This window comes from Streptomyces sp. NPDC058295 (genome assembly GCF_042880655.1).
Classification (GTDB): domain Bacteria; phylum Actinomycetota; class Actinomycetes; order Streptomycetales; family Streptomycetaceae; genus Streptomyces; species Streptomyces coriariae.
In genome coordinates, this window is the sequence record NZ_JBHVYO010000002.1 from 177,915 (window position 1) to 201,846 (window position 23,932).

Below are 23,932 nucleotides of genomic sequence, written 5' to 3' on the forward strand. Positions count from 1 at the left end.
TTCCGGGCGCCGCGGCGACGGTGCTGATGTCGGCCGTCGTCGCCCGTGTCGCCGCGCTCGCCGACCGGCTCGGCGTGCCGCACGCGGAGGTCTTCGGCACCGGGCGGCTGTCCGTCGCCTCCGGTGTGCCGGAGTCGGTGGTCAAGGCCCTGCTGAGCGGCCGGCCCGCCGGTGAGCCCGATGTGCAGGCCCGCTTCCTGCAGCGCCTGGACCTGCTGCGCCGCACCCGGCTCAAGCCGAACGGCCGTAGGTACACCCAGCAGGAGATCGCCGACGGCGCCGGCATGTCGCGCCAGCAGGCGGGCGCCCTCATCAACGGCGACCGGCGGCCCACGATGGAGCACTGCGACGCCCTCCAGCGCTTCTTCCGGGTGCACGCCGGCTTCCTCACGGCCGAGGACCCGGAGGCGCTCGCGGGCGCCCTCCAGCACATCGAGCAGGAGCTGCTCCAGAAGCTCGCCGCGCGGGAGGCGGCCGCGGCCGCCGAGGACCCGCTGGAACGGCTGCTGCAGGACCACGGCGTGCGCGGGATCGCGTGGCGGGCCGCCCAGCTGCCCACCGACCAGCACCGCGACAAGGTCGCCGAGTGGCTGGACATGCTCCTGGAGAGCGTGAAGCGGCCCGAGTCGTGATCCGGGGGAGAACTGTGAGCATCGCCAGGGAAATGCGCCGTCTCAGCGGCGAGTTGGTCGCGGAACTGACCCTGCCGGCGCCTGCCCCGCCGGCCGACCTGTACACCGCCCTGTGCGACGGGATGAGCAGACGGCGCGGCCGCCCCGTGCACTTCCGGATGGCCCCCTTCCCGGCCGACACGGCCAGCGGTCTGTGGCTCGACATGGCCGACCAGGACCTCGTCGTCATCGAGGAACGCACCGCGCCGGAGCACCAGTTGGTGATCCTGGGCCACGAGCTGTGGCACATGAAGGCGGGCCACTGCGGCCACCACGTCGAGGGCACCGCGGTCGCGGCCCGTTTACTCAGCGACGGGGCGGATCTCCGGGCGACGGTGCGCAGCGTCGCCGCGCGCACCCGATTCGACCTGACCGACGAGCGGGAGGCCGAGAGCTTCGGCCTGCTGCTGGCCAGCAAGTGCCGTACCTGGCTGTCGGGTTCGTCGCCGCGGGAGCGGGGCCAGCGGGACCACCTGGCCGGCCGGATCGAGGCCTCGCTGGGCTATCTGGGGCCGTAGGAGCGCGCTCCCGGCCGGATATACGCCCGAACTCCCTCGTGCTCCCGCGTACGGCCGTCAGGTCGCGCTGCGCTCGCTCGCCCCGCGCAGGTCCCGTTGCGTGCCGTCCGGCGCACCCGCCGTCCCCGTTCCGGGCCGGCCCTCGCGCAGCAGCCGGCGCCAGTGGTCGCGGCTCCAGTCGGCCGGGGCCGTGGTGCGGGTGAACTCCTCGACGAGGGCGCGGAACCGGGCGGGGTCGCTGTGGAACGGGAAGTGGCCGGCCCCCTCGAAGATCTCCAGCCGGCTGCCGGGCATCGCCTCGTGGGCGCCGTACGCGTGCCGCACGGGCACCACGCTGTCCCGGTCGCCCCACAGCAGCATCGTCGGCATGCCGGCCGTCAGGTAGCAGCGGTCGAGCATGGTCACGACCTGGCCACGCCAGTCGACGACCGCGCGCAGGGTGCGGATGAAGGCGTTGCGCGCGGTCTCGTCCGGCAGGGCGTCGACGAGGTGGAGCAGATCGGGGGCGTCCTGGCCGAGATCGGTGTCCAGCAGCTTCATCAGACGGACGGCGAGGCCGAACTGGAAGCGGGCGCCCGGCAACCGGAGGGCGGACAGCGCCAGATGGGCGCCGGGCAGTGAGACCAGCCGCAGGGCGGGGTTCACCTCGCGGCCGACTCCGCCCGCGCTGACGAGGATCAGCCGTTCGGTGCGCTCGGGGAACTGGTAGGCGAACTGCATCGCCACTCCCCCGCCCAGCGAGTGTCCGACCAGGGTCGCCGACTCGATGCCGAGCGTGCTGAGCAGATCGCGCAGACCGTTGGCGTACGCGGCCACCGAGTAGTCGGCGCGCGGTTTGTCGGAGGCGCCGTGGCCGAGGAGGTCCGGGGCGATGACGGTGTGGGTGCGGGCGAGATCGGGGATCAGTTCGGCCCAGGTCTGCGAGGAGTCGCCGATGCCGTGGATGAGGACCAGCGCCGGGCCCTCGCCGGCCATGCGGAAGGCGCGCCGGTATCCGTGCACGACCCGGTGGCGCAGCTCCAGTTCTCCGTCGCCCACCGGGCGCAGCCGGGTACCGTGCGCCGGGCGCCGCTGTGGGACGTCGACCACCCGATCACCTCCTGTTCCGCCGGCCGTCGACGGTCCGCCGAAAGCCCTTCTCCACAGCGTAGAACCCCTTTCGGCCAGGGGATTTCAAGGAGGTTTCACCTCCGCTAAGCGGGCGAACCGAGGCCGGGTCGGGCCGGATTGTCAGTGGTGCCCGGCAAGCTGGGGGGTGCGTCGCCGCATGGGGGCGTACGCGCCGTCGGGCGCGGGGGACACGAAGCCGACACGGGGAGAGCCGACCGATGCCCACTGCCGTACTGACCGACCGCGAGCGCACCGCCGTACAGGCCTACCTGCGGCTGCTGCACACCGTACGTGCCGCCTTCGGCGACGAGGGGGACGGCGAGGGCGCGGGCGCCTCCGGTCCGCCGCAGGACCGGCTGCCCCCGGTCGTCCCGCCCGCCGTCCTGGCCGAGGCGGAACAGGCCCTGGCCGCCGCGGGCCTGGCGGGCAACGAGGAGGAGTTCTTCCGGCTGCTGCACCACTGGTGCCCGGGCCGGTGACCCCCGGGGGCGGTCGCCGTCTCAGCCGTGGTGCACGGTGACGGCCGTGGCCAGCAGCCCCCGGCGGACGCTCCAGCGGCCGTCGAAGTGCCCGAGCCGGTGGCCGCCGACCACCGGTCCGGGGACGAGCAGCCGGGCGCGGAAGACGCCCTCCGCGCCCTCGGCGGGACCGGTTGCGAAAGCGGAGGCGGAGGCGGAGGCAGGGGCGAGGTCGATGTCCGCCTCGCTGAAGTCCAGCCACTTACGGGTGAGGGGGAACCACGCCTTGTAGACGGACTCCTTGGCACTGAACAGCAGCCGGTCCCAGTGCACCTCGGGACGCCCCGCGGCCAGCCTGCCGAGCCGCTCGGCCTCGGCGGGCAGGGCGACGGCGGACAGGACGCCCTCGGGAAGGGGCTCGTGGGGTTCGGCGTCGATGCCGAGGGAGGCCAGGTCGGCGGCCCGGACCAGGGCGGCCGCGCAGTAGCCCGCGCAATGGGTCATGCTGCCCGTCAGGCCGTCCGGCCACTGCGGGGCTCCCCGCTCGCCGGGCAGCACGGGCTGGGCGGGCACGCCGAGCTTCTGCATGGCGCGCCGGGCACAGGAGCGTACGACGGTGAACTCGCGGCGGCGTTTGGCGACCGCCCGCGCGATCAGCGCCTCCTCCTGCGGGAACAGAGGCGCGTTCCCGAACTCGCGGACGCCCTCCTCGCCGAAGGCCTCCACCGCCACCACCGACTCGGGCAACAGGTCCTCGATCACTCGGTCCCGGCCTCCCTGGGCAGGATGCGGCGCAGTCGGCCCGGTGGCTGCGTCCGCTTGCGCCATTCGCGCGGGTAGCCCACCGACACCTCCTCGAAGCGCACACCCTCGTGCCAGGTGGTCCGCGGGATGTGGAGGTGGCCGTAGACCATGGTCTCGATCCGGAACCTGCGGTGCCAGTCCGCCGTGAGCCCGGTGCCGCACCACATGGCGAACTCGGGGTGCCACAGCACGTCCATCGGGTGCCGGTGCAGGGGGTAGTGGTTGACGGGGACGACGGGCAGGCCGTCGGGGATCCCGGCGAGCCGCCGCTCGGTCTCGGCGACACGGGCCCGGCACCAGGCCTCGCGGGTGGGATACGGGTCGGGGTGCAGCAGGTACTCGTCGTTGCAGACGATGCCGGTGCCTTCCGCGTACGCCAGACCCTCTTCCTTGGTGGCGCAGCCGGCCGGGAGGAAGGAGTAGTCGTACAGCAGGAACAGTGGCGCGACGACCACCGGGCCGCCGGGGCCCTCCCAGACCGGGTAGGGGTCCTCGGGCGTGGTGACCCCCAGGTCACGGCAGACCTCGACGAGATGCTCGTAGCGGGCGACTCCGCGCAGGGTGACCGGGTCCGAGGGATGGGTCCACAGCTCGTGGTTGCCGGGTACCCAGACGACCTTGCGGAAACGGCCGGCGAGGGTCTTCAGCGCCCAGCTGATGTCGGCCACGTTCTCCGAGACGTCGCCGGCGACCAGCAGCCAGTCCTCGTCCGTCTCCGGGGCCATGGCCTCGACCAGCGCGCGGTTCTCCGGATAACCGATGTGCAGATCGCTGATGGCCAGCAGTTGTCCGGCGCCACCGGTCGTCGACGTCACCTTCCGCCCCCGCTCACGAGCCCACTCTCCGCATTCCCACGAATACACCAGTGCCACCACGAGAACACATTCACGCGTGCCGTACAAGGTCGGACCGGGCCGCCCGCCGGACCCGGCCCCACCTGCGCCGGGGAGCGCGCCTCTACCCGAACTCGCGCCACACGTGAACAAGATCGGAAAATCCGTAACACGGGCGTTGCACGCCGCACCCTCGGGAAGCCGTATGATCGCCCCAACACCACCGCCATGGACGTCCCTTCCGCAGGGCGGTTTGGTGACCCACCAATCCCCCTGCCCGGGCCGGGCCCGCTTTGCCCTGCCCGCGAACCGTGAAAGGCGGCCTGCATGGTCTCTCGCGTACGCGTCTGGCTCAACCGCACGTACGCGGAGAACGTGTTCTTCACGGATCAGCTGCGACGAAATCCCAGCGACCGCGCCGTCGAGATCCACGCCACGCACGGTGACGCCGACTCCCCCGTACTGGCCGCCGCCGACACCGCCGAGCTGGAGCCGGAGGGCCTGTCCCCCGCCGCGTACGTCGAGTACGCCCTCGCGCAGTGCAAGCGCCGCAGCATCGACGTGTTCGTGCCCCGGTTGCACCAGGCGGCCGTCGTGGCGCACCGCGCCGACTTCGACGCGGTCGGCACGGCGCTGCTCGCGCCGCCGCCGGAGGCCGTCGCCGTCTTCCACGACAAGGTGATCGCGTACGAGGCCGTGCAGGCGATCGGCGTGCCCGTGCCGCCGTGGTTCCGGGTCCGCACCGCCGGCGAACTCGTCGCCGCCGTCGAGGAGTTGGAGGAGGCCGGGCACCGCGCGTGCTTCAAGCCGGCGTCCGGTGCGGGCGGGGTGGGCTTCCGGGTGATCACCCGCACCCCCTTCTCCCTGATGCACCTCAGCGGCTTCCCGACCCCGTACGTCCAGCTCGACATGGTGGTCGAGGCGCTGACGCGGGCCGAGGAGCAGGGCGAGGAGCAGATCGACTGGCTGGTCATGCCGCGCCTGGAGCAGCCGGAGGTGTCCGTGGACTGCCTCACCGGCCCGGACAACATCCTGCGGATGGCCATCGGCCGGACGAAGAACGGCCGCCGTCGGGGATTCACCCTGCACGAGCAGTGGCTGGAGCCGGCGCGTCTGATCGCCGAGGGCTTCGGGCTGCACTACCTGTCCAACATCCAGTTCCGGATGTTCGGCGACCGGCCGGTCCTGATGGACGTCAACACCCGCCCGGCCGGCGGACTGCACCAGCTGTCGCTGTGCGGCGTCAACGCCCCTTGGGCAGCGGTGCAGTTGGCGCTCGGCGAGGACCCGGGCGAGATCGTGCCGCCGTTCCTGGGGCAGGACTACACGGTGGTGTCGGGACCGCGTCCGCTGCGCGCGGTCACGCTGCCGCACCAGCGGGTGGAGGAGACCGCCGAGCCGCTGCTGTCGGCCGTGCCCGCGCCCGCCGACTCCGTCGAGGTCACCACGGCGGGTGCCGCACAGGCGCTGCCGCTCTAGGAAGCACCCGGCTCCGCGACCACCCGGCTCCGGGAAGACCGAGGTTCGGGAAGACACAGAAGGACATTTCCCTCACCGGTATGGACCAATTCCGTCTCTCGCCTTGACAGGCGGATTGGTCCATACCAACTTTGTTGCGCACCCCCTTGCACTCCCCCTGCACTCCCGAACACCCCCATTCCTTCAGGGAGATCGCGTGCGCACCAGACCCCTCGGACGCCCATGGCGTCGGCTCCTCGCCCTGCTCGGCACCGCCGGTCTCGCCCTCGCCGGGGCCGTGGCCCTGCCGGGCACCGCTCAGGCGGCCAACATCCTCACCAACCCCGGTCTCGAGTCGGGCGCCCTCTCGCCCTGGTCGTGCACCGGCAACCTCGGCTCGGTCGTCTCCTCGCCCACCCACGGCGGCTCCAAGGCCCTTGCGGGGGCAGTGAGTTCGAGTGACATCGCCAAGTGCAGCCAGAGCGTCACGGTCCAGCCGAACACCACCTACGCGCTCACCGGCTGGGTGCGCGGCTCGTACGTCTACCTCGGTGTCGACGGCGGGGCCTCCACCTGGGCGTCGTCACCGTCGGCCTACAGCAAGCTGTCGGTGTCCTTCACCACCGGGGCCTCGCAGACCAGCGCCACGATCTACGTCCACGGCTGGTACGCCCAGGGCACCTACTACGCCGACGACGTCAGCCTGGACGGGCCGGGCGGCGGGGGCGGCTCGGACACCCAGGCGCCCACCGCGCCGGGCGGGCTGACCTCGACCGGCAAGACGTCCTCCAGCGTGTCGCTGTCCTGGAACGCCGCCACCGACAACGTCGGCGTCACGGGCTACGACGTGTACAGCGGGTCCGCCAGGGTGCTCACCGTCTCCGGTACGTCCGCCACGGTCAGCGGACTGTCCGCGAGCACCGCGTACACCTTCACCGTGCGGGCACGCGACGCGGCCGGGAACACCTCCGGGGCCTCCAACTCCGTGAGTGTCACGACGAACGCGGGCGGCGGGGGCGGGACCGGGTTCAAGCAGGCCGCGCCCTACCTGTTCGAGGGCTGGGGCGACCCGCCGAGCGTATCCACGGTGATGAGCTCGACCGGCATCAAGTGGTTCACGATGGCGTTCATGCTCGACGGGGGCGGGTGCAACCCGATGTGGGACAGCAACCGGCCACTGACCGGCGGGGTCGACCAGAGCGTCATCAACCAGGTCCGCTCGGCGGGCGGTGACATCGTGCCCTCCTTCGGCGGCTGGCAGGGCAGCAAGCTCGGCGCCAACTGCTCCTCGGCGAGCGCGCTGGCGGGCGCCCTGCAGAAGGTGATCGACGCCTACTCCCTCAAGGCGATCGACATGGACATCGAGAACACGGACGAGTTCGAGAACGAGGCCGTGCAGGCGCGGATCCTCACCGCGCTGAAGACGGTCAAGGCCAACAACCCCGGCCTGAAGACCATCGTCACCTTCGGGACGTCCACGACCGGGCCGACCTACTACGGCAACCGTCTCATCGAGCAGGCCAAGTCGCTCGGCGCCGACATCGACGTCTTCACCATCATGCCGTTCGACTTCGCCGGCGGTTCGGACATGTACGGCAACACCGTTAACGCCACGGAGGGGTTGAAGAACAAGCTGAAGTCCACCTTCGGCTGGGACGACGCGACCGCCTACGCCCACATCGGCATCTCCGGCATGAACGGCCTGTCGGACCAGCAGGAGAACACCACCCCGGCGATCTGGACCCAGATCCGTGACTGGGCCAACAGCCACCACATCGCCCGGCTCGCCTACTGGGCCGTCAACCGCGACCGGCCCTGCCCGGGCGGTGGCGTGGTGAGCAACTGCTCCGGCATCAGCCAGAGCACCTGGCAGTTCACCTCGATCACGGCCGGCTTCACCGGCTGAGCGTCCAGGACCCGAGCGAAAGTCCCCCGGACCACGGTCCGGGGGACTTTTTCGGCGAAGGGGTGTATCAGGATCCGGGCGGCTCGCTCTTAAGAGTGAAGGGCCCCACGGGGGAGCAACCGGGGAAGCACGGGGCTCCAGGGGGAAGCACAGGGATCAACGGGGGAAGACCGGGAATCGACGGGGGATTCCCGGCGGTACGGGGGATCGGGTCGGTCGGCCGCTGTCACGGGGAGCGACCGACCGGCCCGCATCGCCTTTTCCGCCCGCAGTGCGGCCGGCTCGGCCGCCCCCCGGCTCACCCGGCCCAGGCCGGGCCAAGCCAGGCCGGCAGGGTGCCTCAGAAGCGTCCCGATCCCCGGTACAGCTCCAGTTCGCCGTCCAGTTCCAGGGCGAGGACCGTGGCGTGCGGGTCGAGGTCGGAGCCGGCGGGCGGGTCGATCCACAGCACACCGACCGCCTCGTGCAGTCCGCCGACGACACGGTGGGCGAGTTCCGTTCCGGTGCCGAGCACGGTGACCCTGCGGACCGGCGTGACCAGACCCCGGACACCGATCTCGGAACGCGGGATGTCGAACAGGGTGAGGTAGAGGGTGCGGCCGTCGGCGGAGAGGGTGCTGGGCCCGTAGTGGTGCCCGGCCGGGAGCCCCCGCACCGTCCCGTACACGGCCTCCGCGTGCTTGCGGATCCACTCCCCCAGGCCTTCGAGGCGCTCGACCTGCGGCTGCGGGATGGTGCCGTCCTCCATCGGGCCGACGTCGAGCAGCAGGTTGCCACCGCCGCCGATGGTCTCGGCGAAGTAGCGGACCAGCTGGTTGAGCGACTTGTGGTGGTGATCGTGGTGCCGATAGCCCCACGAGTCGTTGATCGTCAGGCACAACTCCCATGGCCCGGTGGGGGGTTCGATGGGGGCGCCCTGCTCGGGAGTGGCGTAGTCGCCCTCACTGAGCATGCGGGCGTTGAAGACGACGTCCGGGGAGTACGAGCGGATCAGCGCGGCGAGTTCCTTGATGCGCCACTGCTCCTCGCTGCGGTCCCACTCGCCGTCGAACCACATCAGGTCGGGCCGGTAGCGGGAGGCCAACTCGCGGATCTGACCGTCCCGGTAGGCGAGGAACCGCTCCCAGGCCTGGAGGTCCTCGTCCTCGTCGGAGCACTCGGAGTAGCGGTTGTCCTCCATCTCCGGCGGGCGGCCAGGCTTGCGGGTGGTGGCGTAGTCCGGGTGGTTCCAGTCGGAGTGCGAGTAGTAGAGACCGACCTTGAGGCCCTTCTCGCGCAGGGCTTCGGCGTAGCCGGTGAGATAGTCGCGGCCCAGGTTCAGATCCCCGTAAGCCGTGTCCCACAGCGCGACACCGTCGTGGTGGCGGCTGGTGAGGACGGCGTAACCGGCGCCGGCCCGGGCGAACAGATCGGCCCAGGCCCGGGGATCGTAGTGGGCGCCGGTGAAGCGGTCGAGCTGGGACATGTACCGGTCGTGGGGCACGATGTCGTCGTAGAACGACCAGGACTCCTGGACGCCGTCGACGGCGTAGATGCCCCAGTGGACGAAGATCCCCAACTTGGCTTCGGTGAACCAGGGTTGCATGGGCACGACTGAACTCCTCCGCAGAGCAGGGAACTTCGGGGCGGGGCGGGCGCGTATCGGGTCGCGCCCGCCCCACGGGCCGCGGCTAACGGCCGGTTTCGGCACGCTCCAGACGGAGCGTCAGGATCTGGAACGGCCGCAGTACGACGGCGACCGTGCCGTCCTCGCCGACGACCGCGGGCTCCAGCGGCCGCTCCAGCAGGTCGGTCACCTGGGCGCCCGCGAGCGGGAAGCCGGTGCGCAGGGTGCCGGTGGAGCGGCCGCCGCTGGACTCGTAGAGCCGGACGACGACATCCCCGGACTCGTCGTCGGCGAGCTTGACCGCCTCGACGGTGACCCCGGCGCCGTCCACCGACACGACGGGCTCGGGGGTGGCGTCCGCCGCGTCGGCCACGCGCAGCGGGAGGTTGAGGGAGTAGCCCTCGGCGACCGCGTCCTCGATGCTCGCGCCGGGGAGCAGCGCGTAGCTGAAGCGGTGCCGGCCCTGGTCCGCCTCGGGGTCCGGGATCCGCGGGGCGCGCACCAGGCTGAGACGGACGGTGGTGGTCGTACCGCCGTCCTCGCGGACCGTGCGGGAGACGTCGTGGCCGTAGGTGGAGTCGTTGATGACCGCGACGCCGTAGCCGGGTTCGCCGATGTGCACCCAGCGGTGGCCGGAGACCTCGAACCGGGCCGCCTCCCAGCTGGTGTTGGTGTGGGTGGGGCGCTGGATGTGGCCGAACTGGATCTCGGCGGAGGAGTGCGGTGCCCGGACGTCCACCGGGAAGGCCGCCTTGAGGATCTTCTCCGCCTCGTGCCAGTCGATGTCGGTCTCGAAGTCGACGCGGGGGCTGCCGGCCCGGAGCGTGATGGTCTGGGTGATCGTCGAGCCCTTGCCGAAGGAGCGCGTGACCCGGATCGCGCCGACGAGCGGGTCCTCCTCGACGACCGTCACCGCGTCCGGTTCCAGCAGGTCGGTGTACCGGTTCTGGTAGTGCTTGTCGATGTCCCAGGCGTCCCAGTAGTTCGGGAGGTCGGTGTGCAGACGCAGCAGGTTGCCCTGGTCGGCGAGGACTTCACGGTTGGCCCGCAGATCGTATACGGACGACAGTGTGCCGTCTTCCGCAACCTGTACACGCACCAGCCCGTTGTCCAGGACACGCCCGGAGATGGTCACCGGCCGCGGGGGCTCGGCGCCGGTCAGCGGCGCGCTGCCGCTCGCGGGCACCTCGACGTACGCCGGTGCGCCCTCGGGCGTGCGCACCACCTCGGCACGGCGGTACGGGCTGGTGTTGAACACCCGGAGCGAGCCGCTCTGCCGCCCGCCGCCCAGCGCGGCGACCGCCTCGGCCGTCAGCTCCTCCAGCTCCTCGGCGACCCGCGCGTACTCGGCCTCCGCCTCGCGGTGCACCCAGGCGATCGAGGAACCCGGCAGGATGTCGTGGAACTGGTGCAGCAGCACCGTCTTCCAGAGCCGGTCGAGCTTCGCGTACGGGTAGGCGTAGCCCGGCGCGTGCAGTGCGGCCGTCGTCGCCCACAACTCCGCCTCGCGCAGCTTGTGTTCACTGCGGCGGTTGCCCTGCTTGGTGCGGGCCTGGGTGGTGTATGTGGCCCGGTGCAGCTCCAGGTAGAGCTCGCCGACCCAGACGGGGGCGTCCGGGTACTCCGCGCGGGCCTTCGCGAAGAACGTGTCGGGGTGCTCGACGACGACCTTCGGCGAGCCCTCCAGGTCGGCCAGCCGGCGCGCCCGTTCCATGATCTCGCGGGTGGGGCCGCCACCGCCGTCGCCCCAGCCGAAGGGGGCGAGCGAACGCGTACCGCCGCCCTTCTCGGAGTAGTTGCGCACGGCGCGGTCCATCTCCTCGCCGCTGAACCGCGCGTTGTAGGTGTCGACGGGCGGGAAGTGCGTGAAGATGCGGGTGCCGTCGATGCCCTCCCACCAGAAGGTGTGGTGGGGGAACTTGTTCGTCTGGTTCCAGGAGATCTTCTGGGTGAGGAACCAGTCGTTCCCCGCGAGCTTGGCGAGCTGCGGGTAGGCGGCGTTGTAGCCGAAGGAGTCCGGCAGCCAGACGCCCTTGGTCTCGATGCCGAAGTGCTCGATGAAGAACCGCTTGCCGTGCACCAGTTGGCGGGCGATCGCCTCGCCGCCGGGCAGGTTGCCGTCGGACTCGACCCACATGCCGCCGACCGGCGCCCACTGGCCCTTCTTCACCGACTCCTGGATGCGCGCCCACACCTGGGGGTAGTTGTCGCGCACCCACTCGTACTGCTGGGCCTGCGAGCAGGCGAAGATGAAGTCGTCGTACTCCTCGGCGAGCGAGGTGACGTTGGAGAAGGTGCGGGAGGTCTTGCGCTTGGTCTCACGGATCGGCCACAGCCACGCGGAGTCGATGTGCGCGTGACCGACGCCGGAGATGGTGTGGGCGCTGGCGTGGGCGGGGCTGGCCAGCACCGGTGCGAGGACCTCGCGGACGGCCGCGGCGCTGCCGGAGACGTCGTCCAGGTCGAGGGCGTCCATGGCCCGGTCCAGGGCGTGCATGATCTCGTGCCGGCGCGGCTCGTGCTCGCCGAGGTGGACCATGAGTTCGCGCAGCACCTGGAGGTCGAGGTCGAGGTGCCAGACCTCCTCGTCGAGGACGGCGATGTCGGCGCGGCGGAATGTATACAGTGGACGGTCGCCCGCCGTCAGTACATCGCCCAGCAAGGTCGGGCCCGCGAAGTCGTTCGCCAGGATGTCCGGGTTGGAGGCCGCCTCGACCAGGTAGTCGATGCTCTCCCCGCCCGTCGCCGGGTTGCCGATCGGCACGTACTGGTTGAGCGGGTTGACCGCCTTCAGCGGCGTCCCGTCGGTCAGGTGGACGAGGGCCTCGGCCTGGTTGCCGGGCCAGTCACCCACGAAGCCGAGGTCGACGACGGCCTCGACGCGCTTGCCGGCCCATTCGGCGGGCACCTGCCCGCGCATCCGGAACCAGGTGGTGCCCCAGGGCGGGCCCCACGGGGTGTCCATCGCGAAGGGCTCGTAGGCGGCGGCCGCGGCCTCCGCGAAGGGGACGGGCTCCCCCGGTGCCTGCCAGGCCTCGACCTCGAAGGGCACGCTTGCCGCGTAGATCGCGGGCTTGACGCGCTGGTTGTGGACGCGCTCGACGCGCTCCTCGATGCGGCGGCGTTCGTCATGCATGGGGAATCTCCAGAGAGGGACCACGAGGGGCGGGGAGGCCGTGGGGCCGGGGGACGCGCCGGTCGGAGGGAAGCGCGGGGAAAGCGCTTTCCCTCCGGGGCTCACCTAAGGTACGCCAGCCCGGGATGGACGGCGGTATAGCCCTCGACCAGCTTGCGGGCCACGTTCACCGAGTCGACCAGCGGATGCAGCGCGAACGCCTTCACGGCCGTCGTGCGGGAGCCTGACTCGGCGGCGGCCAGCACCTCGCGCTCGACGCCCTTCACCGCGCAGACCAGCCCGGTGGCGTGGTCGGGCAGCGGGGCGACGGCCACCGGGTGCGCGCCGTTGGCGTCGACCAGACAGGGCACCTCGATGACGGCGTCCGCGTCGAGCACGGAGAGGGTGCCCTGGTTGCGGACGTTGAGGATCAGGGTGGTGCGCTCGTCCCGGGCGATGGCCCGCATCAGGGCGAGGGCCACCTTCTCGTAGCCGCCGGAGAGGTCGTCGGCGTCCCGCTCGCCGGCGCCGGCCGTCTCCCGGTTCTCGGCCATGTAGGTGGCCTCGCGTTCGGCGCGGGTGCGGTCCCAGGCGGTCAGGGCCGCGGCGTCGGGGCGCTTCATCTCCTCGTAGAAGCGGGCCTGCTGGTCGGCCAGGAAGGCGCCGCGGGTCTTCTCCACCTGCTGGTAGGCCCGTACGGCTTCCCGGTTGAAGTAGTAGTAGTGCAGATACTCGTTGGGGATCGCGCCGAGGGACCGGAGCCAGTCGACGCCGAACAGCTTGCCCTCCTCGAAGGAACCGAGCAGGTCGGCGTCGGCGAGCAGCCGCGGGAGTTCGTCACGACCGGCGACCCGCAGCCCGCGGACCCAGCCGAGGTGGTTGAGACCGACGTAGTCGATCCACGCCTGCTTCGGGTCCGCGCCGAGCACGCGGGCGATGCGGCGGCCGAGCCCGACCGGCGAGTCGCAGATGCCGATCACCCGGTCGCCGAGGTGACGGGACATGGCCTCGGTGACCAGGCCCGCCGGGTTGGTGAAGTTGATGACCCAGGCGTCGGGGGCCAGACGGGCCACCCGGCGGGCGATGTCGACGGCGACGGGGACCGTCCGCAGACCGTAGGCGATGCCTCCCGCGCCGACCGTCTCCTGGCCGAGGACGCCCTCGGCCAGGGCCACCCGCTCGTCGTGCGCGCGGCCTTCGAGGCCGCCGACGCGGATCGCGGAGAAGACGAAGTCGGCGCCGCGCAGGGCCTCGTCGAGGTCGGTGGTGGCGGTCACCCGGGGCGCGTCGGGGACGACGGCCGCCTGCTCATTCAGTACACGGGCGACTGCATACAGTCGACTGTCGTCCAGATCATGCAGAACGACTTCCGTGACCCGTCCCTCGGCGCGGTCCGTCAGGAGCGCCCCGTACACGAGCGGTACCCGGAACCCGCCGCCGCCCAGAATCGTCAGCTTCACGCTTGCACCTTTCCTGCCACGACCACCTCGACGCCCGCCTCCTCGAAGGAGGACCGGGTCGCCGGATCGACCGGCGTGTTCGTCACCACCACGTCCAGGTCCTCGGGACCGCAGACCTTCGCCATACCCGTACCCGGGAACTTCGCCGCGTCGGCGAGCAGGACGACCTTGTCACCGGCCTTGATCATGGCCCGCTTCACCGGCACCTCGACGACCGTCGTGTCCATCACCTGCCCACCCGGACGCACTCCACTGGTCCCGAGGAACAGCCAGTCGGCGTGCAGCTGGCGCAGGTTGTCCTCGGTGAGGAATCCGACCAGGGAGCGGTACTCGCGGCGGACCATGCCGCCGAGCAGGACCAGCTCGATGCCCTCGTCGTCGGCGAGCTCCTCGTAGACCACGAGGTTGCTGGTGATGACCGTCAGCCGGCGGCCGTGCAACTGCCGGGCCAGGCGGTAGGCGGTGGTGCCGATGTCGAGGAGGACCGACTGACCGTCGGCGACCATGGCCGCCGCATGGGCGGCTATGGCGTCCTTCTCGCCCACCCGCATCTCGGCGACCTCGGCGAAGGGCTGGTCGCCCTCCTCCGCGACGGCGCCGCCGTGCACCCGGGTGAGCAGGCCGTCCTCCTCGAGTTTCACCAGGTCACGTCTGATCGTGGCGGGGCTCACACCCAGCTGCTCGGAGAGATCGGTCACGGCCGCGGGGCCACCGGAGCGCAGGGCCCGCAGGATGAGTTGATGTCGTCGTTCTGCCAGCACGACGTGAACACTACTCGTCATCTTCAATCAAATCCATGCTCACTTCTGCTGAGGTATTGACCAATGTCGCCGAGGGGCGCACGATTCCGGTCACCGAATTGAAGAGTTTTGACGAGCTCCCCCCGACGGGACGAGCTCCCGCGGCGAGGAGGATGTGCGGTGGACGACGACCGGCCCGAGGTGCTGCTCACCGGGCTGCTCTTCTACGACCTCGTCCTCACGGGGCTCGGCGGACCGCCGACGCCGGGCGAGGAGATCTGGACGGCCGGCATGGGATGCGGCCCCGGCGGCATCGCCAACCTCGCGGTGGCCGCGTCCCGCTTCGGCCTGCGGACCTCGCTGGCCACAGTCTTCGGCGACGACTTCTACGGCGCCCACTGCCATGAGGTGCTCGCCGGCCAGGAGGGCGTCGACCTCGCTCTCTCCCGGGTGGCCGCCGGCTGGCACACGCCGGTCACCGTCGCCCTCGCGCACGGTCACGACCGGGCCCTGGTCACCCATGGCCAGGAACCGCCGTACTCGCAGGACGTACTGATGGGCGACCCGCCCCAGGCGCGCACGGCCCTCGTACACCTCGAGGCCGAACCGCGCGCCTGGCTCGCCAAGGCGGCCGCGAACGGCACCCAGATCTACGCCGACGTCGGCTGGGACCCCACCCGGCAGTGGTCCACCGACCTGCTCGACCAGCTCGCCCTGTGCCACGCCTTCCTGCCCAACGAGACCGAGGCGATGGCCTACACCCGCACCGACAGCGCGATCGCCGCGCTCGGCACGCTCGCGGAACTGGTGCCGGTGGCGGTGGTCACCCGGGGCGCCGACGGCGCGATCGCGGTCGATCAGGCGACCGGCGAGTACGCCGAGGTCTCCGCCCTGGACATCGATGTCCTGGATGCGACGGGCGCCGGTGACGTGTTCGGCGCGAGCTTCGTGACGGCCTCGCTCGGCGGCTGGCCGCTGATCGAGCGGCTGCGGTTCGCCGTCCTCGCCGCCGGGCTGTCGGTGCAGCACCACGGCGGGGCACTGGCGGCCCCCGGCTGGTACGGCGTCGACCGCTGGTGGCGCGCGCTGCGGGACCCCGAGCTCAAGCGGGCGTACGGCTTCCTCGCCGACCGCATCCCGGCCGACGTCGGCCCGCCCGTGCGGTACGCGCCGGTCACCCCGCCCGCCCCGCGGCCCTGACCGCACCCGTATCCGGAAGACCACCCCACGCATTCACCTCGAATTGCACCCCGTCTGCACCCCGTCTGCGAAGACGCGAACAGATCCGAAAGGCGGTGGGAGCTGTGCGGCTCTCACGTAGAGGCCTGCTCCGTGCGGGCCTGGCCGGTTCGGCCGCCACGGCGCTCGGCGGCCTGGCGTCCGGCTGTGCCGTTCCGGCCGGTTCGACCGGCCGGAACATGGTCCTGTGGTACTGGGACGGAGGCCTGGGCGACACGGTCGTCAAGAACGCCAGGGCCCGCTACGACAGCTCGGTCCACCTCCAGGCCATCAAGATCGGCGGCTACTACCGGTCGAAGCTGATCACCACGATGGCCGGCCGCGCCCACGTCCCCGACATCGCGGGCCTGAAGGGCGAGGACATGGCGTCCTACCTGCCCAACGCCGACCAGTTCGTGGACCTGCGCACGCTCGGCGCGGACCGGTACAAGTCCCGGTACCTGACCTGGAAGTGGGAGCAGGGCATCGCGGACGACGGCAGGATGGTCGGCTTCCCGATCGACTGCGGGCCGGTGGCGCACTTCTACCAGTACGCCGTCTTCCGCAAGGCCGGCCTGCCCTACGAGCCAGCCGACGTGTCGAAGGAGCTCGACACCTGGGAGAAGTTCTTCGCCGCGGGCGAGCGGCTCAGGCAGCGGATACCGGGGACCTCGCTGCTCACCGACATCAACAGCGTCTTCGAGAACGTGGTCCAGCAGGGCAGCGCGCGGTACGTCGACAAGGACCGCCACTTCATCGGCGACCAGGAGCATGTGCGCAACGCCTGGGCGCTCGCCGTGGAGGCCAAACAGCGCAAGATCGTGTCGAACCTGGTCACCGGCACCCCGGACCAGCTGTCGGCCGTCGAGGACGGCAAGCTGCCGAGCCAGCTGGGCGCCTCCTGGGCCACCAGCGACCTCAAGAACGGCGTGCCGAAGACCAAGGGCCGTTGGCGGGTGGCCGACATGCCCGTGCGGCCCTCCAACAACGGCGGCTCCTTCCTGTCGGTCACCAAGGCGTGCCGGGAGCCCGAGCGGGCGTTCCAGATCATCAGCTGGATGCTCGACGCGGGCAACCAGGCGCAGGGGTTCGTGGACGCCGGGCTCTTCCCCTCCACCCCCGCCTCGTACGACCTCAAGCAGGTGCGCGAGCCGGACGAGTTCTTCGGCGGTCAGGTCACGATGGACATCTTCGGTCCGGCCGCCCAGAAGATCGTGGTCGCCTACAACAGCCCGTTCGACATCGCGCTCGGGCAGCCCGTCAAGGACGAGATCAAGAACGTCGGCGTCCTCGGCAAGGACCCGGATCAGGCCTGGAGTGACGCCATGAGCAAGTGCCGGCGGATCGCGAAGCACCTGGGGGTGAGCTACTGATGGCCACCCTCCCCGCGCTGGATAACCCCCCGGCGGTCGTGGCGGACGTGCCCGTCACCCGGCCCCGGCAGGGCTTCCGGAAGTACTGGCACCTCTACGCCGCGATCTCCCCCTTCTACCTGCTCTTCCTCTGCTTCGGCCTGATCCCCGTCGGGTTCTCGCTCTACCTCTCCTTCCATCGCTGGGACGGCCTCGGCTCGATGGAGTGGGCGGGACTGTCGCAGTACCAGTACCTGCTGAGCGACTCCGAGTTCTGGAGCTCGATCGGGACCACGATCGTCATCTGGGCGCTGGCCACCTTCCCCATGATCTTCCTGGCGATGGTGACGGCCGTGATGCTCAACTCGGCGGTCCGTTTCAAGAACGTTTACCGCGTCGCCTACTTCCTGCCGAACGTCACCTCCGTCGTGGCGATCGCGATCATCTTCGGCTCGGTCTTCTCCACGAACTTCGGTCTGGTGAACGCGTTTCTCCAGGCAATCGGTTTCGACCAGATCGCCTGGCTGAACACCCCGTGGGGCATCAAGATCGCCATCGCGACGCTGATGACCTGGCAGTGGACCGGTTACAACGCGATCATCTTCCTCGCCGGTCTCCAGACCGTCCCGAGCGAGCTGTACGAGGCGGCGCGCATGGACGGCGCGGGACCGGTGCAGACCTTCTTCCGGATCACGCTGCCGATGATGCGGCCGGTGCTGCTGTTCGTGCTCGTCGTGTCGACGGTCACCGGTCTCCAGAGTTTCTCCGAACCCCAGGTCCTGCTCCAGAACACCTCGAACGACTCGACGTTCTCGGGCGGTCCCGGCCACGCCGGCCGGACGATGGTCCTCTACTTCTTCCAGCAGACCTTCGACAACAACGACTTCGGCTACGGCGCCGCCGTGGCATGGGGCATCTTCCTCGTCGTCGTCCTCTTCTCGATCATCAACTGGCGGCTGGTGCAGCGCCGGGGCGAAGAATAGGGAGGCCCGCACACCATGGCATCCACCCACGAAACACGGCACGCCAAGGGGATCGACGGGTCCCGCCGCAGAGGGATCGGGCTGCACGCGGCTCTCGTCCTCGGCGTCCTGCTCTCGGCCTTCCCGTTCTACTGGGCCGTGATCATGTCGACGCACACGTCGTCGGAGATCTTCTCCTACCCGCCCAAGCTGCTGCCGGGCACGCACTTCCTGGAAAACGTCCGCAGCCTTTTCGACAACATCGACTTCTTCGGTTCGATGTTCAACTCGCTGCTGGTGGCGGGATCGGTGACCTTCCTGGTCCTGTTCTTCGACTCGTTGGCCGCCTTCGTCTTCGCCAAGTTCGACTTTCCGGGCAAGCGGTTGCTGTTCGTGTTGCTCATGTTCATCTTCATGGTCCCGGCGCAGCTGCAGGCCATCCCCCAGTTCGTCATCATGGCGAAGCTCGGCTGGATCGGCTCGATGACGGCGCTGATCGTGCCGGCGGCCGCCAACGCGTTCGGCATCTTCTGGATGCGTCAGTACATGAAGGGCGCGATCCACGACGAACTCCTCGACGCCTCCCGCATCGACGGCGCGAACTTCCTGCGCCAGTACTGGCACGTGGCCCTCCCGGTGGTCCGGCCGGGACTGGCCTTCCTCGGCATCTTCACCTTCATGGGCCAGTGGAACGACTACGCCTGGCCCCTGATCGCCCTCACCGACCCGGACAACGTGACCCTCCAGGTCGCGCTGTCCCAGCTCAACGGCACCCACGGCACCACGGACTACGGAATGGTCATGACCGGCGCGCTGCTCGCCCTGGTCCCTCTGCTCGTCGTCTTCGCGATCGGCGCCCGTCAGATGATCGGCGACCTCGCGAAGGGCGCGATCAAGTGACCTATCCGCTGCTGGCGCTCCGTCCCTGGGAGGCACCCGAGGTGACCTCGTGGGGACGGCTGCCCATGAACGCCGTCGACCGGCGCTCCGGAGCAAACTCCCTGGACGGCGACTGGCGGTTTCAGTTGCTGTCCGCTCCGGACGCGCCGGTCGGCGGTCCCTGGTCGACGGCATCCGTGCCCGGCGTATGGACCATGCAGACCATCGAGGGCACGGACGACCTTCCGCAGTATCTGAACGTCCGTATGCCGTATACAGAATTCCCCCCACTGTCGCCCGCGGACAATCCGACGGGTGTGTACGAGCGGGAGATCGACGTCCCCGCCGAGTGGGCCGGGTGCCGCGTCGTGCTCCAGGTCGGCGCCGCCGAGAGCGTGCTGCTGGTGCATGTGGACGGGCGGCCCGTCGGCATCTCCAAGGACTCGCATCTGGCGGCCGAGTTCGATCTGTCGGGCGTCGTACGCCCCGGCGGCCGATCCGTCCTGCGGCTGACGGTCGTCAAGTGGTCGGACGCCTCGCACATCGAGGACCAGGACCAGTGGTGGCATGCCGGGATCACCCGCTCGGTGCTGCTGTACGCCACCGACCCGCTGCGGCTGGCCGACGTGAGCGTGCGGGCGGCGCGGGACGGCGCGCTGCGGGTCGACTGCCAGGTACGGGACGCGGACGGCGCCCTGCCCCCGGGCTGGTACGTCAGCGGGGAGCTGGACGGTCTGCCGCTGGCGCAGGACGCGGAGTTCGACCTGGCCAACGCCGAGGAGGAGCGGGTCTCCGCCTTCCTCGGCGAGGCACGGCTGCGCGCGCGGGTGCCCGAGGTGCGTACCTGGACGGCCGAGACGCCCGAGCTGTACGACCTCACGGTCCGGCTGCACCGCGCCGACGGCACCGTCGCCGACACCTCCCGCCACCGGGTCGGCTTCCGGGACGTGGCGATCGTCGGCCGGGATCTGCTGGTCAACGGCGAGCGGGTCTTCATCCGGGGGGTGAACCGGCACGACTTCCACCCCCTGACGGGACGGACGGTGTCGTACGACGACATGCGCGCCGACCTGGTACTGCTGAAGCGTTTCGGCTTCAACGCGATCCGTACCGCGCACTACCCGAACGACCCCACGCTGTACGACCTCGCCGACGAAATCGGTTTCTACGTCGTCGACGAGGCGAACATCGAGTCCCACGACCACGCCCACGAGATCGCCGACGACCCGCGCTATCTGAACGCCTTCGTCGACCGGGTCTCGCGGATGGTGCTGCGGGACAAGAACCACCCGTCGGTCATCATCTGGTCGCTGGGCAACGAGTCCGACTACGGCGCCAACCACGACGCCGCCGCGGGCTGGGTGCGCCGGCACGACCCGACCCGGCCGTTGCAGTACGAGGGGGCCGCCAAGCTCGGCTGGGCCGATCCGGAGGTCGCCTCCGACATCGCCTGCCCGATGTACGCGCCCCTGGAGGACTGCGTGGCGCACGCGCTGTCCGGGCGGCAGACCAAGCCGCTCATCCAGTGCGAGTACTCCCACGCGATGGGCAACAGCAACGGCACGCTGGCCAACCACTGGGCCGCCATCGAGGCCACCCCGGGTCTTCAGGGCGGGTTCATCTGGGAGTTCTGGGACCACGGCATTCTCCAGCGTGTGAACGACGGAAGACCGGTCGGGCGTGGGGGCGCCTGGCTCTATGACAACGCTGTCGCCGCGCCCGGACACCGCTGGGCGTACGGCGGCGACTTCGGTGAGAAGGACCACGACGGCGCGTTCATCGCGGACGGCGTCGTCTTCCCCGACCGCACCCCGAAACCGGTGATGTACGAGCACCGGGAACTCTCCGCACCCCTGCGGCTGCAGGGTTTCCGGCACGAAGGGCTGGTCCTCTCCAACCATCAGCACTTCCGCGGCCTGGAGTGGCTCGCGGGCGAGTGGGAGCTGTCGCTCGCCGACGGCAGCACGCTCACCGGGTCGGCCGAACTGCCCGACCTGCGGCCGGGCGAGACGGCCGTGGTGCCGCTGCCGTTCGCGCTGCCGGAGGACGGCGGCGAGGCGTGGCTGACCCTGCGGGTGACCACGGCGGAGGACCTGCCGTGGGCCCCGCGCGGCACCGAGGTCTGCACGCCGCAGGTGCGGTTGCGGGCGCCGGTGCCGGCCGAGGACCCGGTGGGTTCCGGCCGGGTCGAGATCGACGCCGACGGACTCCTCGTCCACCCCCTGCTGACCTCCGCGCCCGCGCTGTCGCTGTGGCGGGCGCCCACCGACAACGACGAGTTGGGCGGCATGGCGCTGCGCTGGCGGACGTGGGGCCTGGACGCCCTCGTGCGCAAGCTGGCGTCCGTGCGCCAGGAGGGCGACGGGGTGACCGTGCTCGCCGAGTACGCGGGCGCCACCGGGGTCGTCCGGCACCGGCAGGTGTTCACACCGGTCGAGGGCGGCATCCGGATCGACGAACAGGCGGAGCTGCCGGAGGATTTCGACGACGTGGCGCGGGTCGGCTCGGTCTTCGAGACCGTCGCGGGGCTCGACCTGCTCGAATGGTTCGGGCAGGGGCCGTGGGAGTCGTACCCGGACCGGAGCGCGGGCGCGCCGGTGGGCCATCACTGCGCCCCTGTCGACGAGTTGTTCACTCCCTATCTGCGTCCGCAGGAGAGCGGCGGCCGGCACGGCGTGCGGCGCTTCACGCTCTCCGCGCCGGACGCCACGGGCCTCTCCGTCACTCTGGACGAGCCGCGCCAGGTCTCCGTCACGCGCTACCGCGCCGAGGACCTGACGGCCGTCACCCACCACGACGAACTCGTCCCACGCGCCGGTTGCGTGGTGCACCTCGACGCGGCGCACCGCGGCCTCGGTACGGCGTCGTGCGGCCCCGACACCTTCCCCTCCTACCTCGTCGCACCGGGCGTCCACCGCTGGAGCTGGACCCTGCGCGTTCTCTGAACTCCCGTTCACAGCAACGGACTTACCTACGGAGCACCACGTGTGTACTTCGCATGCCCACGAACAGGGCGAGGCCGCGCAGGCCGGCGCCGGAAGGCGCGGTTTCCTCCGGGCGACCGCGCTGCTCGGCGCGGCCGCCACGGCCGGACTCGCACTGCCGGCCACGGCGGAGGCGGCTGCCGCCGAGGCGTCCTCCGCCCCGTGGCGCCCGGACCCCGACAGCCGCCGCTTCACGCTCGCCGTCATGCCCGACACGCAGTACCTCTTCGACGGCCCGAACATCGACAAGGCACCGGTCGAGGCGTCCTTGCGCTACCTCCTGGAGCAGGGCAAGCACGAGAACCTCGTGTTCCTGTCCCACCTCGGCGACCTCACCCAGAACGGGGCGAAGGACGAAGTCGCCGCGATCAGCGAGGCGTTCGGGCTGCTCGACCGGCGCGGTGTCGGCTACAGCGTGCTGGCCGGCAACCACGACGTGAAGTCGTCGACGACCGACCAGCGCGGCGCGACCCCGTACCTGGACGCCTTCGGCCCGCGGCGCTTCCAGGGGAAGTCCACGTTCGGCGGGGCCTCCCCCGACGGCTACAACACCTTCCACCTGTTCCGGGCGGGCGGCCGGGAGTGGATGGTGCTGGCACTGGACTGGCGGCTGTCGGAGAAGGGGTATGCCTGGGCGGCCGATGTCCTCGCCCGGCACCCGAGGACACCGGTCGTCCTGACCACGCACGAGCTGGTCGTCGAGGACGACTCGCTGTCGGCGTACGGCCAGCAGCTGTGGGACCGGCTGATCGAGGACCACGACCAGATCTTCCTCACCCTCAACGGGCACTACTGGCCCGCCGGCCGGGCAACACGCAAGAACGCGGCCGGACATGATGTCCAACTGCACCTGACGAACTATCAGAACAGGTACTTCGGCGGCGCCGCGATGATCCGCCTGTACCGCTTCGACCTCGACCGGAACGTCATTGACGTGGAGACGGTCTCCCCGTGGATCCTCGGCCGGGGCGCGAAGGGGCTCAACGAGCTGGAGCGGCAGGAGATCGAACTGAGCGGGGACGCCGACCGGTTCACGGTCGTCATCGACTTCGCCGAGCGCTTCGCGGGCTTCGACCCGGTGCCCGCGCGTCCGGCCCGGCCCGTGTCGAAGGTGCTGGTGCGCGACACGGTCGCCTACTGGCGGTTCGACGGCCACGACGACGGTACGGCGGTCGGCGGCACCGTCCGGGACCTGTCCGGGCGCGGCAACGACCTCGCCCTCGTCACGGTGGGCGGCGGCGCCCTGACCTGGTCCTCCGACCATCACCCCGACCAACCCGGCCACGGCAGCCTGGAGTTCCAGGGGTACAAGTCCCCGCTGAAGGGCGCCTACCTGCGCACGGTCGACGGCGCTCCGCTCAACTCGACTACTTTCAGGAGCGGTTACACCATCGAGGCGTTCTACCGGCTCCCCGCCGACTGGGACCCCTCGCATCACGCCTGGTCGGGACTGGTCAGCCGGACCGGCACGGGCGGCGCCGCGGGCAAGACCGGCGACGACCCCGAAGAGCCGCTCGCCACCCTCTCCCTGTCCAACGACCGGGAACCGCAGTGGGCGATGCGTCCGCTGAACCAGCAGGGCATCGCCACCAACTGGGGTCAGGAGACCCCGCTGGAGACCTGGTGGCACCTCGCGGTCGTCAACGACGGCCGGCACACCACGCTGTACGTCGAGGGCTGCCCGGTGGTGCGCAACCCGAAGGCCGTGTCCGTCGGCGTCACCTCCGTCGGGCTGCCGTGGCTGCTCGGCGGCTACGAGTACGGCGGACAGATCGACCAGATCCTGCACGGCCGCCTCGGCGACGTCCGGATCGTCTCGCGGGCGCTGCCCGTCACCTCCTTCATGAACCACTGACCT

18 protein-coding genes are annotated in these 23,932 nt (G+C 70.6%); 11 read left to right on the forward strand and 7 right to left on the reverse strand.

The window, feature by feature from the left end:
- Positions 1 to 26: 26 nt before the first annotated feature.
- On the forward strand, positions 27 to 632 hold the full coding sequence (locus tag ACFVYS_RS03180) for a helix-turn-helix domain-containing protein (RefSeq protein ID WP_385252560.1): 606 nt from the start codon (positions 27 to 29) through the stop codon (positions 630 to 632).
- 32 nt (positions 633 to 664) lie between these two features.
- Positions 665 to 1,189: a toxin-antitoxin system, toxin component gene (locus tag ACFVYS_RS03185; protein ID WP_389498616.1), complete on the forward strand. Its 525-nt coding sequence runs from the start codon at positions 665 to 667 to the stop codon at positions 1,187 to 1,189.
- 57 nt (positions 1,190 to 1,246) lie between these two features.
- Here the strand turns inward: ACFVYS_RS03185 and ACFVYS_RS03190 are convergent, their stop codons facing one another.
- Positions 1,247 to 2,278 carry an alpha/beta fold hydrolase gene (locus ACFVYS_RS03190; protein WP_389498323.1) on the reverse strand — a complete coding sequence of 344 codons (1,032 nt, stop codon included), beginning with the start codon at positions 2,276 to 2,278 and terminating at the stop codon, positions 1,247 to 1,249.
- 239 nt (positions 2,279 to 2,517) lie between these two features.
- Between ACFVYS_RS03190 and ACFVYS_RS03195 the strand changes: the two genes are divergently transcribed.
- The gene (locus ACFVYS_RS03195) at positions 2,518 to 2,778 is read left to right on the forward strand and encodes a hypothetical protein (protein ID WP_389498324.1); all 261 of its coding nucleotides are present in this window, start codon (positions 2,518 to 2,520) and stop codon (positions 2,776 to 2,778) included.
- Positions 2,779 to 2,799: 21 nt separating this feature from the next.
- Here the strand turns inward: ACFVYS_RS03195 and ACFVYS_RS03200 are convergent, their stop codons facing one another.
- Positions 2,800 to 3,519, reverse strand: coding sequence for a 4'-phosphopantetheinyl transferase (locus ACFVYS_RS03200; protein WP_389498326.1), 720 nt, complete (start codon positions 3,517 to 3,519; stop codon positions 2,800 to 2,802).
- Positions 3,516 to 4,376: a metallophosphoesterase family protein gene (locus ACFVYS_RS03205; RefSeq protein WP_389498328.1), complete on the reverse strand. Its 861-nt coding sequence runs from the start codon at positions 4,374 to 4,376 to the stop codon at positions 3,516 to 3,518. The genes ACFVYS_RS03200 and ACFVYS_RS03205 overlap by 4 nt, the downstream gene beginning before the upstream one ends.
- 345 nt (positions 4,377 to 4,721) lie before the next feature.
- Here ACFVYS_RS03205 and ACFVYS_RS03210 point away from each other — a divergent pair, with 345 nt between their 5' ends.
- Positions 4,722 to 5,873, forward strand: a complete 1,152-nt coding sequence (locus ACFVYS_RS03210; RefSeq protein ID WP_389498330.1) for an ATP-grasp domain-containing protein — start codon at positions 4,722 to 4,724, stop codon at positions 5,871 to 5,873.
- A gap of 196 nt (positions 5,874 to 6,069) precedes the next feature.
- Complete coding sequence (locus ACFVYS_RS03215) at positions 6,070 to 7,758, forward strand: fibronectin type III domain-containing protein (RefSeq protein ID WP_389498332.1); 1,689 nt, start codon at positions 6,070 to 6,072, stop codon at positions 7,756 to 7,758.
- Positions 7,759 to 8,098: 340 nt separating this feature from the next.
- Here ACFVYS_RS03215 and ACFVYS_RS03220 read toward each other — a convergent pair whose 3' ends face one another.
- The 4 genes from ACFVYS_RS03220 to ACFVYS_RS03235 all read right to left on the reverse strand — a co-directional run bounded on the left by ACFVYS_RS03220 (position 8,099) and on the right by ACFVYS_RS03235 (position 14,700).
- The gene (locus ACFVYS_RS03220; RefSeq protein ID WP_389498334.1) at positions 8,099 to 9,349 is read right to left on the reverse strand and encodes an alpha-L-fucosidase; all 1,251 of its coding nucleotides are present in this window, start codon (positions 9,347 to 9,349) and stop codon (positions 8,099 to 8,101) included.
- Positions 9,350 to 9,428: 79 nt separating this feature from the next.
- Positions 9,429 to 12,500 carry an alpha-mannosidase gene (locus ACFVYS_RS03225; protein ID WP_389498336.1) on the reverse strand — a complete coding sequence of 1,024 codons (3,072 nt, stop codon included), beginning with the start codon at positions 12,498 to 12,500 and terminating at the stop codon, positions 9,429 to 9,431.
- Positions 12,501 to 12,601: 101 nt separating this feature from the next.
- Entirely contained in the window at positions 12,602 to 13,939 is a 1,338-nt protein-coding gene (locus ACFVYS_RS03230) for a 6-phospho-beta-glucosidase (protein WP_389498338.1), read from the reverse strand.
- The gene (locus ACFVYS_RS03235) at positions 13,936 to 14,700 is read right to left on the reverse strand and encodes a DeoR/GlpR family DNA-binding transcription regulator (protein ID WP_385553261.1); all 765 of its coding nucleotides are present in this window, start codon (positions 14,698 to 14,700) and stop codon (positions 13,936 to 13,938) included. The genes ACFVYS_RS03230 and ACFVYS_RS03235 overlap by 4 nt, the downstream gene beginning before the upstream one ends.
- 159 nt (positions 14,701 to 14,859) lie before the next feature.
- Here ACFVYS_RS03235 and ACFVYS_RS03240 point away from each other — a divergent pair, with 159 nt between their 5' ends.
- The 6 genes from ACFVYS_RS03240 (at position 14,860) to ACFVYS_RS03265 (ending at position 23,929) form a co-directional block, all read left to right on the forward strand.
- Positions 14,860 to 15,879: a carbohydrate kinase family protein gene (locus ACFVYS_RS03240; RefSeq protein ID WP_389498340.1), complete on the forward strand. Its 1,020-nt coding sequence runs from the start codon at positions 14,860 to 14,862 to the stop codon at positions 15,877 to 15,879.
- A gap of 104 nt (positions 15,880 to 15,983) precedes the next feature.
- Positions 15,984 to 17,270, forward strand: coding sequence for an ABC transporter substrate-binding protein (locus ACFVYS_RS03245; RefSeq protein ID WP_389498342.1), 1,287 nt, complete (start codon positions 15,984 to 15,986; stop codon positions 17,268 to 17,270).
- Entirely contained in the window at positions 17,270 to 18,232 is a 963-nt protein-coding gene (locus ACFVYS_RS03250; RefSeq protein WP_389498344.1) for a carbohydrate ABC transporter permease, read from the forward strand. The genes ACFVYS_RS03245 and ACFVYS_RS03250 overlap by 1 nt, the downstream gene beginning before the upstream one ends.
- A gap of 15 nt (positions 18,233 to 18,247) precedes the next feature.
- Positions 18,248 to 19,111 (forward strand): carbohydrate ABC transporter permease, encoded by an 864-nt coding sequence (locus ACFVYS_RS03255; protein ID WP_389498346.1) that lies wholly within the window; start codon positions 18,248 to 18,250, stop codon positions 19,109 to 19,111.
- A complete protein-coding gene (locus tag ACFVYS_RS03260) occupies positions 19,108 to 22,035 on the forward strand; it encodes a glycoside hydrolase family 2 TIM barrel-domain containing protein (RefSeq protein ID WP_389498348.1) in 2,928 nt (975 codons plus the stop codon). Before ACFVYS_RS03255 ends, ACFVYS_RS03260 begins: the two co-directional genes overlap by 4 nt.
- A 40-nt stretch (positions 22,036 to 22,075) precedes the next feature.
- Positions 22,076 to 23,929 carry a LamG-like jellyroll fold domain-containing protein gene (locus ACFVYS_RS03265; protein WP_389498350.1) on the forward strand — a complete coding sequence of 618 codons (1,854 nt, stop codon included), beginning with the start codon at positions 22,076 to 22,078 and terminating at the stop codon, positions 23,927 to 23,929.
- Positions 23,930 to 23,932 lie beyond the last annotated feature (3 nt).

What these genes read in the sequence shown, in the direction of transcription:
- ACFVYS_RS03185 (WP_389498616.1), top strand. Translation starts at nt 665, where the DNA reads ATGCGCCGTCTCAGCGGCGAGTTGGTCGCGGAACTGACCCTGCCGGCG.
- ACFVYS_RS03180 (WP_385252560.1), top strand. Translation starts at nt 27, where the DNA reads ATGTCGGCCGTCGTCGCCCGTGTCGCCGCGCTCGCCGACCGGCTCGGC.
- ACFVYS_RS03255 (WP_389498346.1), top strand. Translation starts at nt 18,248, where the DNA reads ATGGCATCCACCCACGAAACACGGCACGCCAAGGGGATCGACGGGTCC.
- ACFVYS_RS03210 (WP_389498330.1), top strand. Translation starts at nt 4,722, where the DNA reads ATGGTCTCTCGCGTACGCGTCTGGCTCAACCGCACGTACGCGGAGAAC.
- ACFVYS_RS03250 (WP_389498344.1), top strand. Translation starts at nt 17,270, where the DNA reads ATGGCCACCCTCCCCGCGCTGGATAACCCCCCGGCGGTCGTGGCGGAC.
- ACFVYS_RS03225 (WP_389498336.1), bottom strand. Translation starts at nt 12,500, where the DNA reads ATGCATGACGAACGCCGCCGCATCGAGGAGCGCGTCGAGCGCGTCCAC.
- ACFVYS_RS03195 (WP_389498324.1), top strand. Translation starts at nt 2,518, where the DNA reads ATGCCCACTGCCGTACTGACCGACCGCGAGCGCACCGCCGTACAGGCC.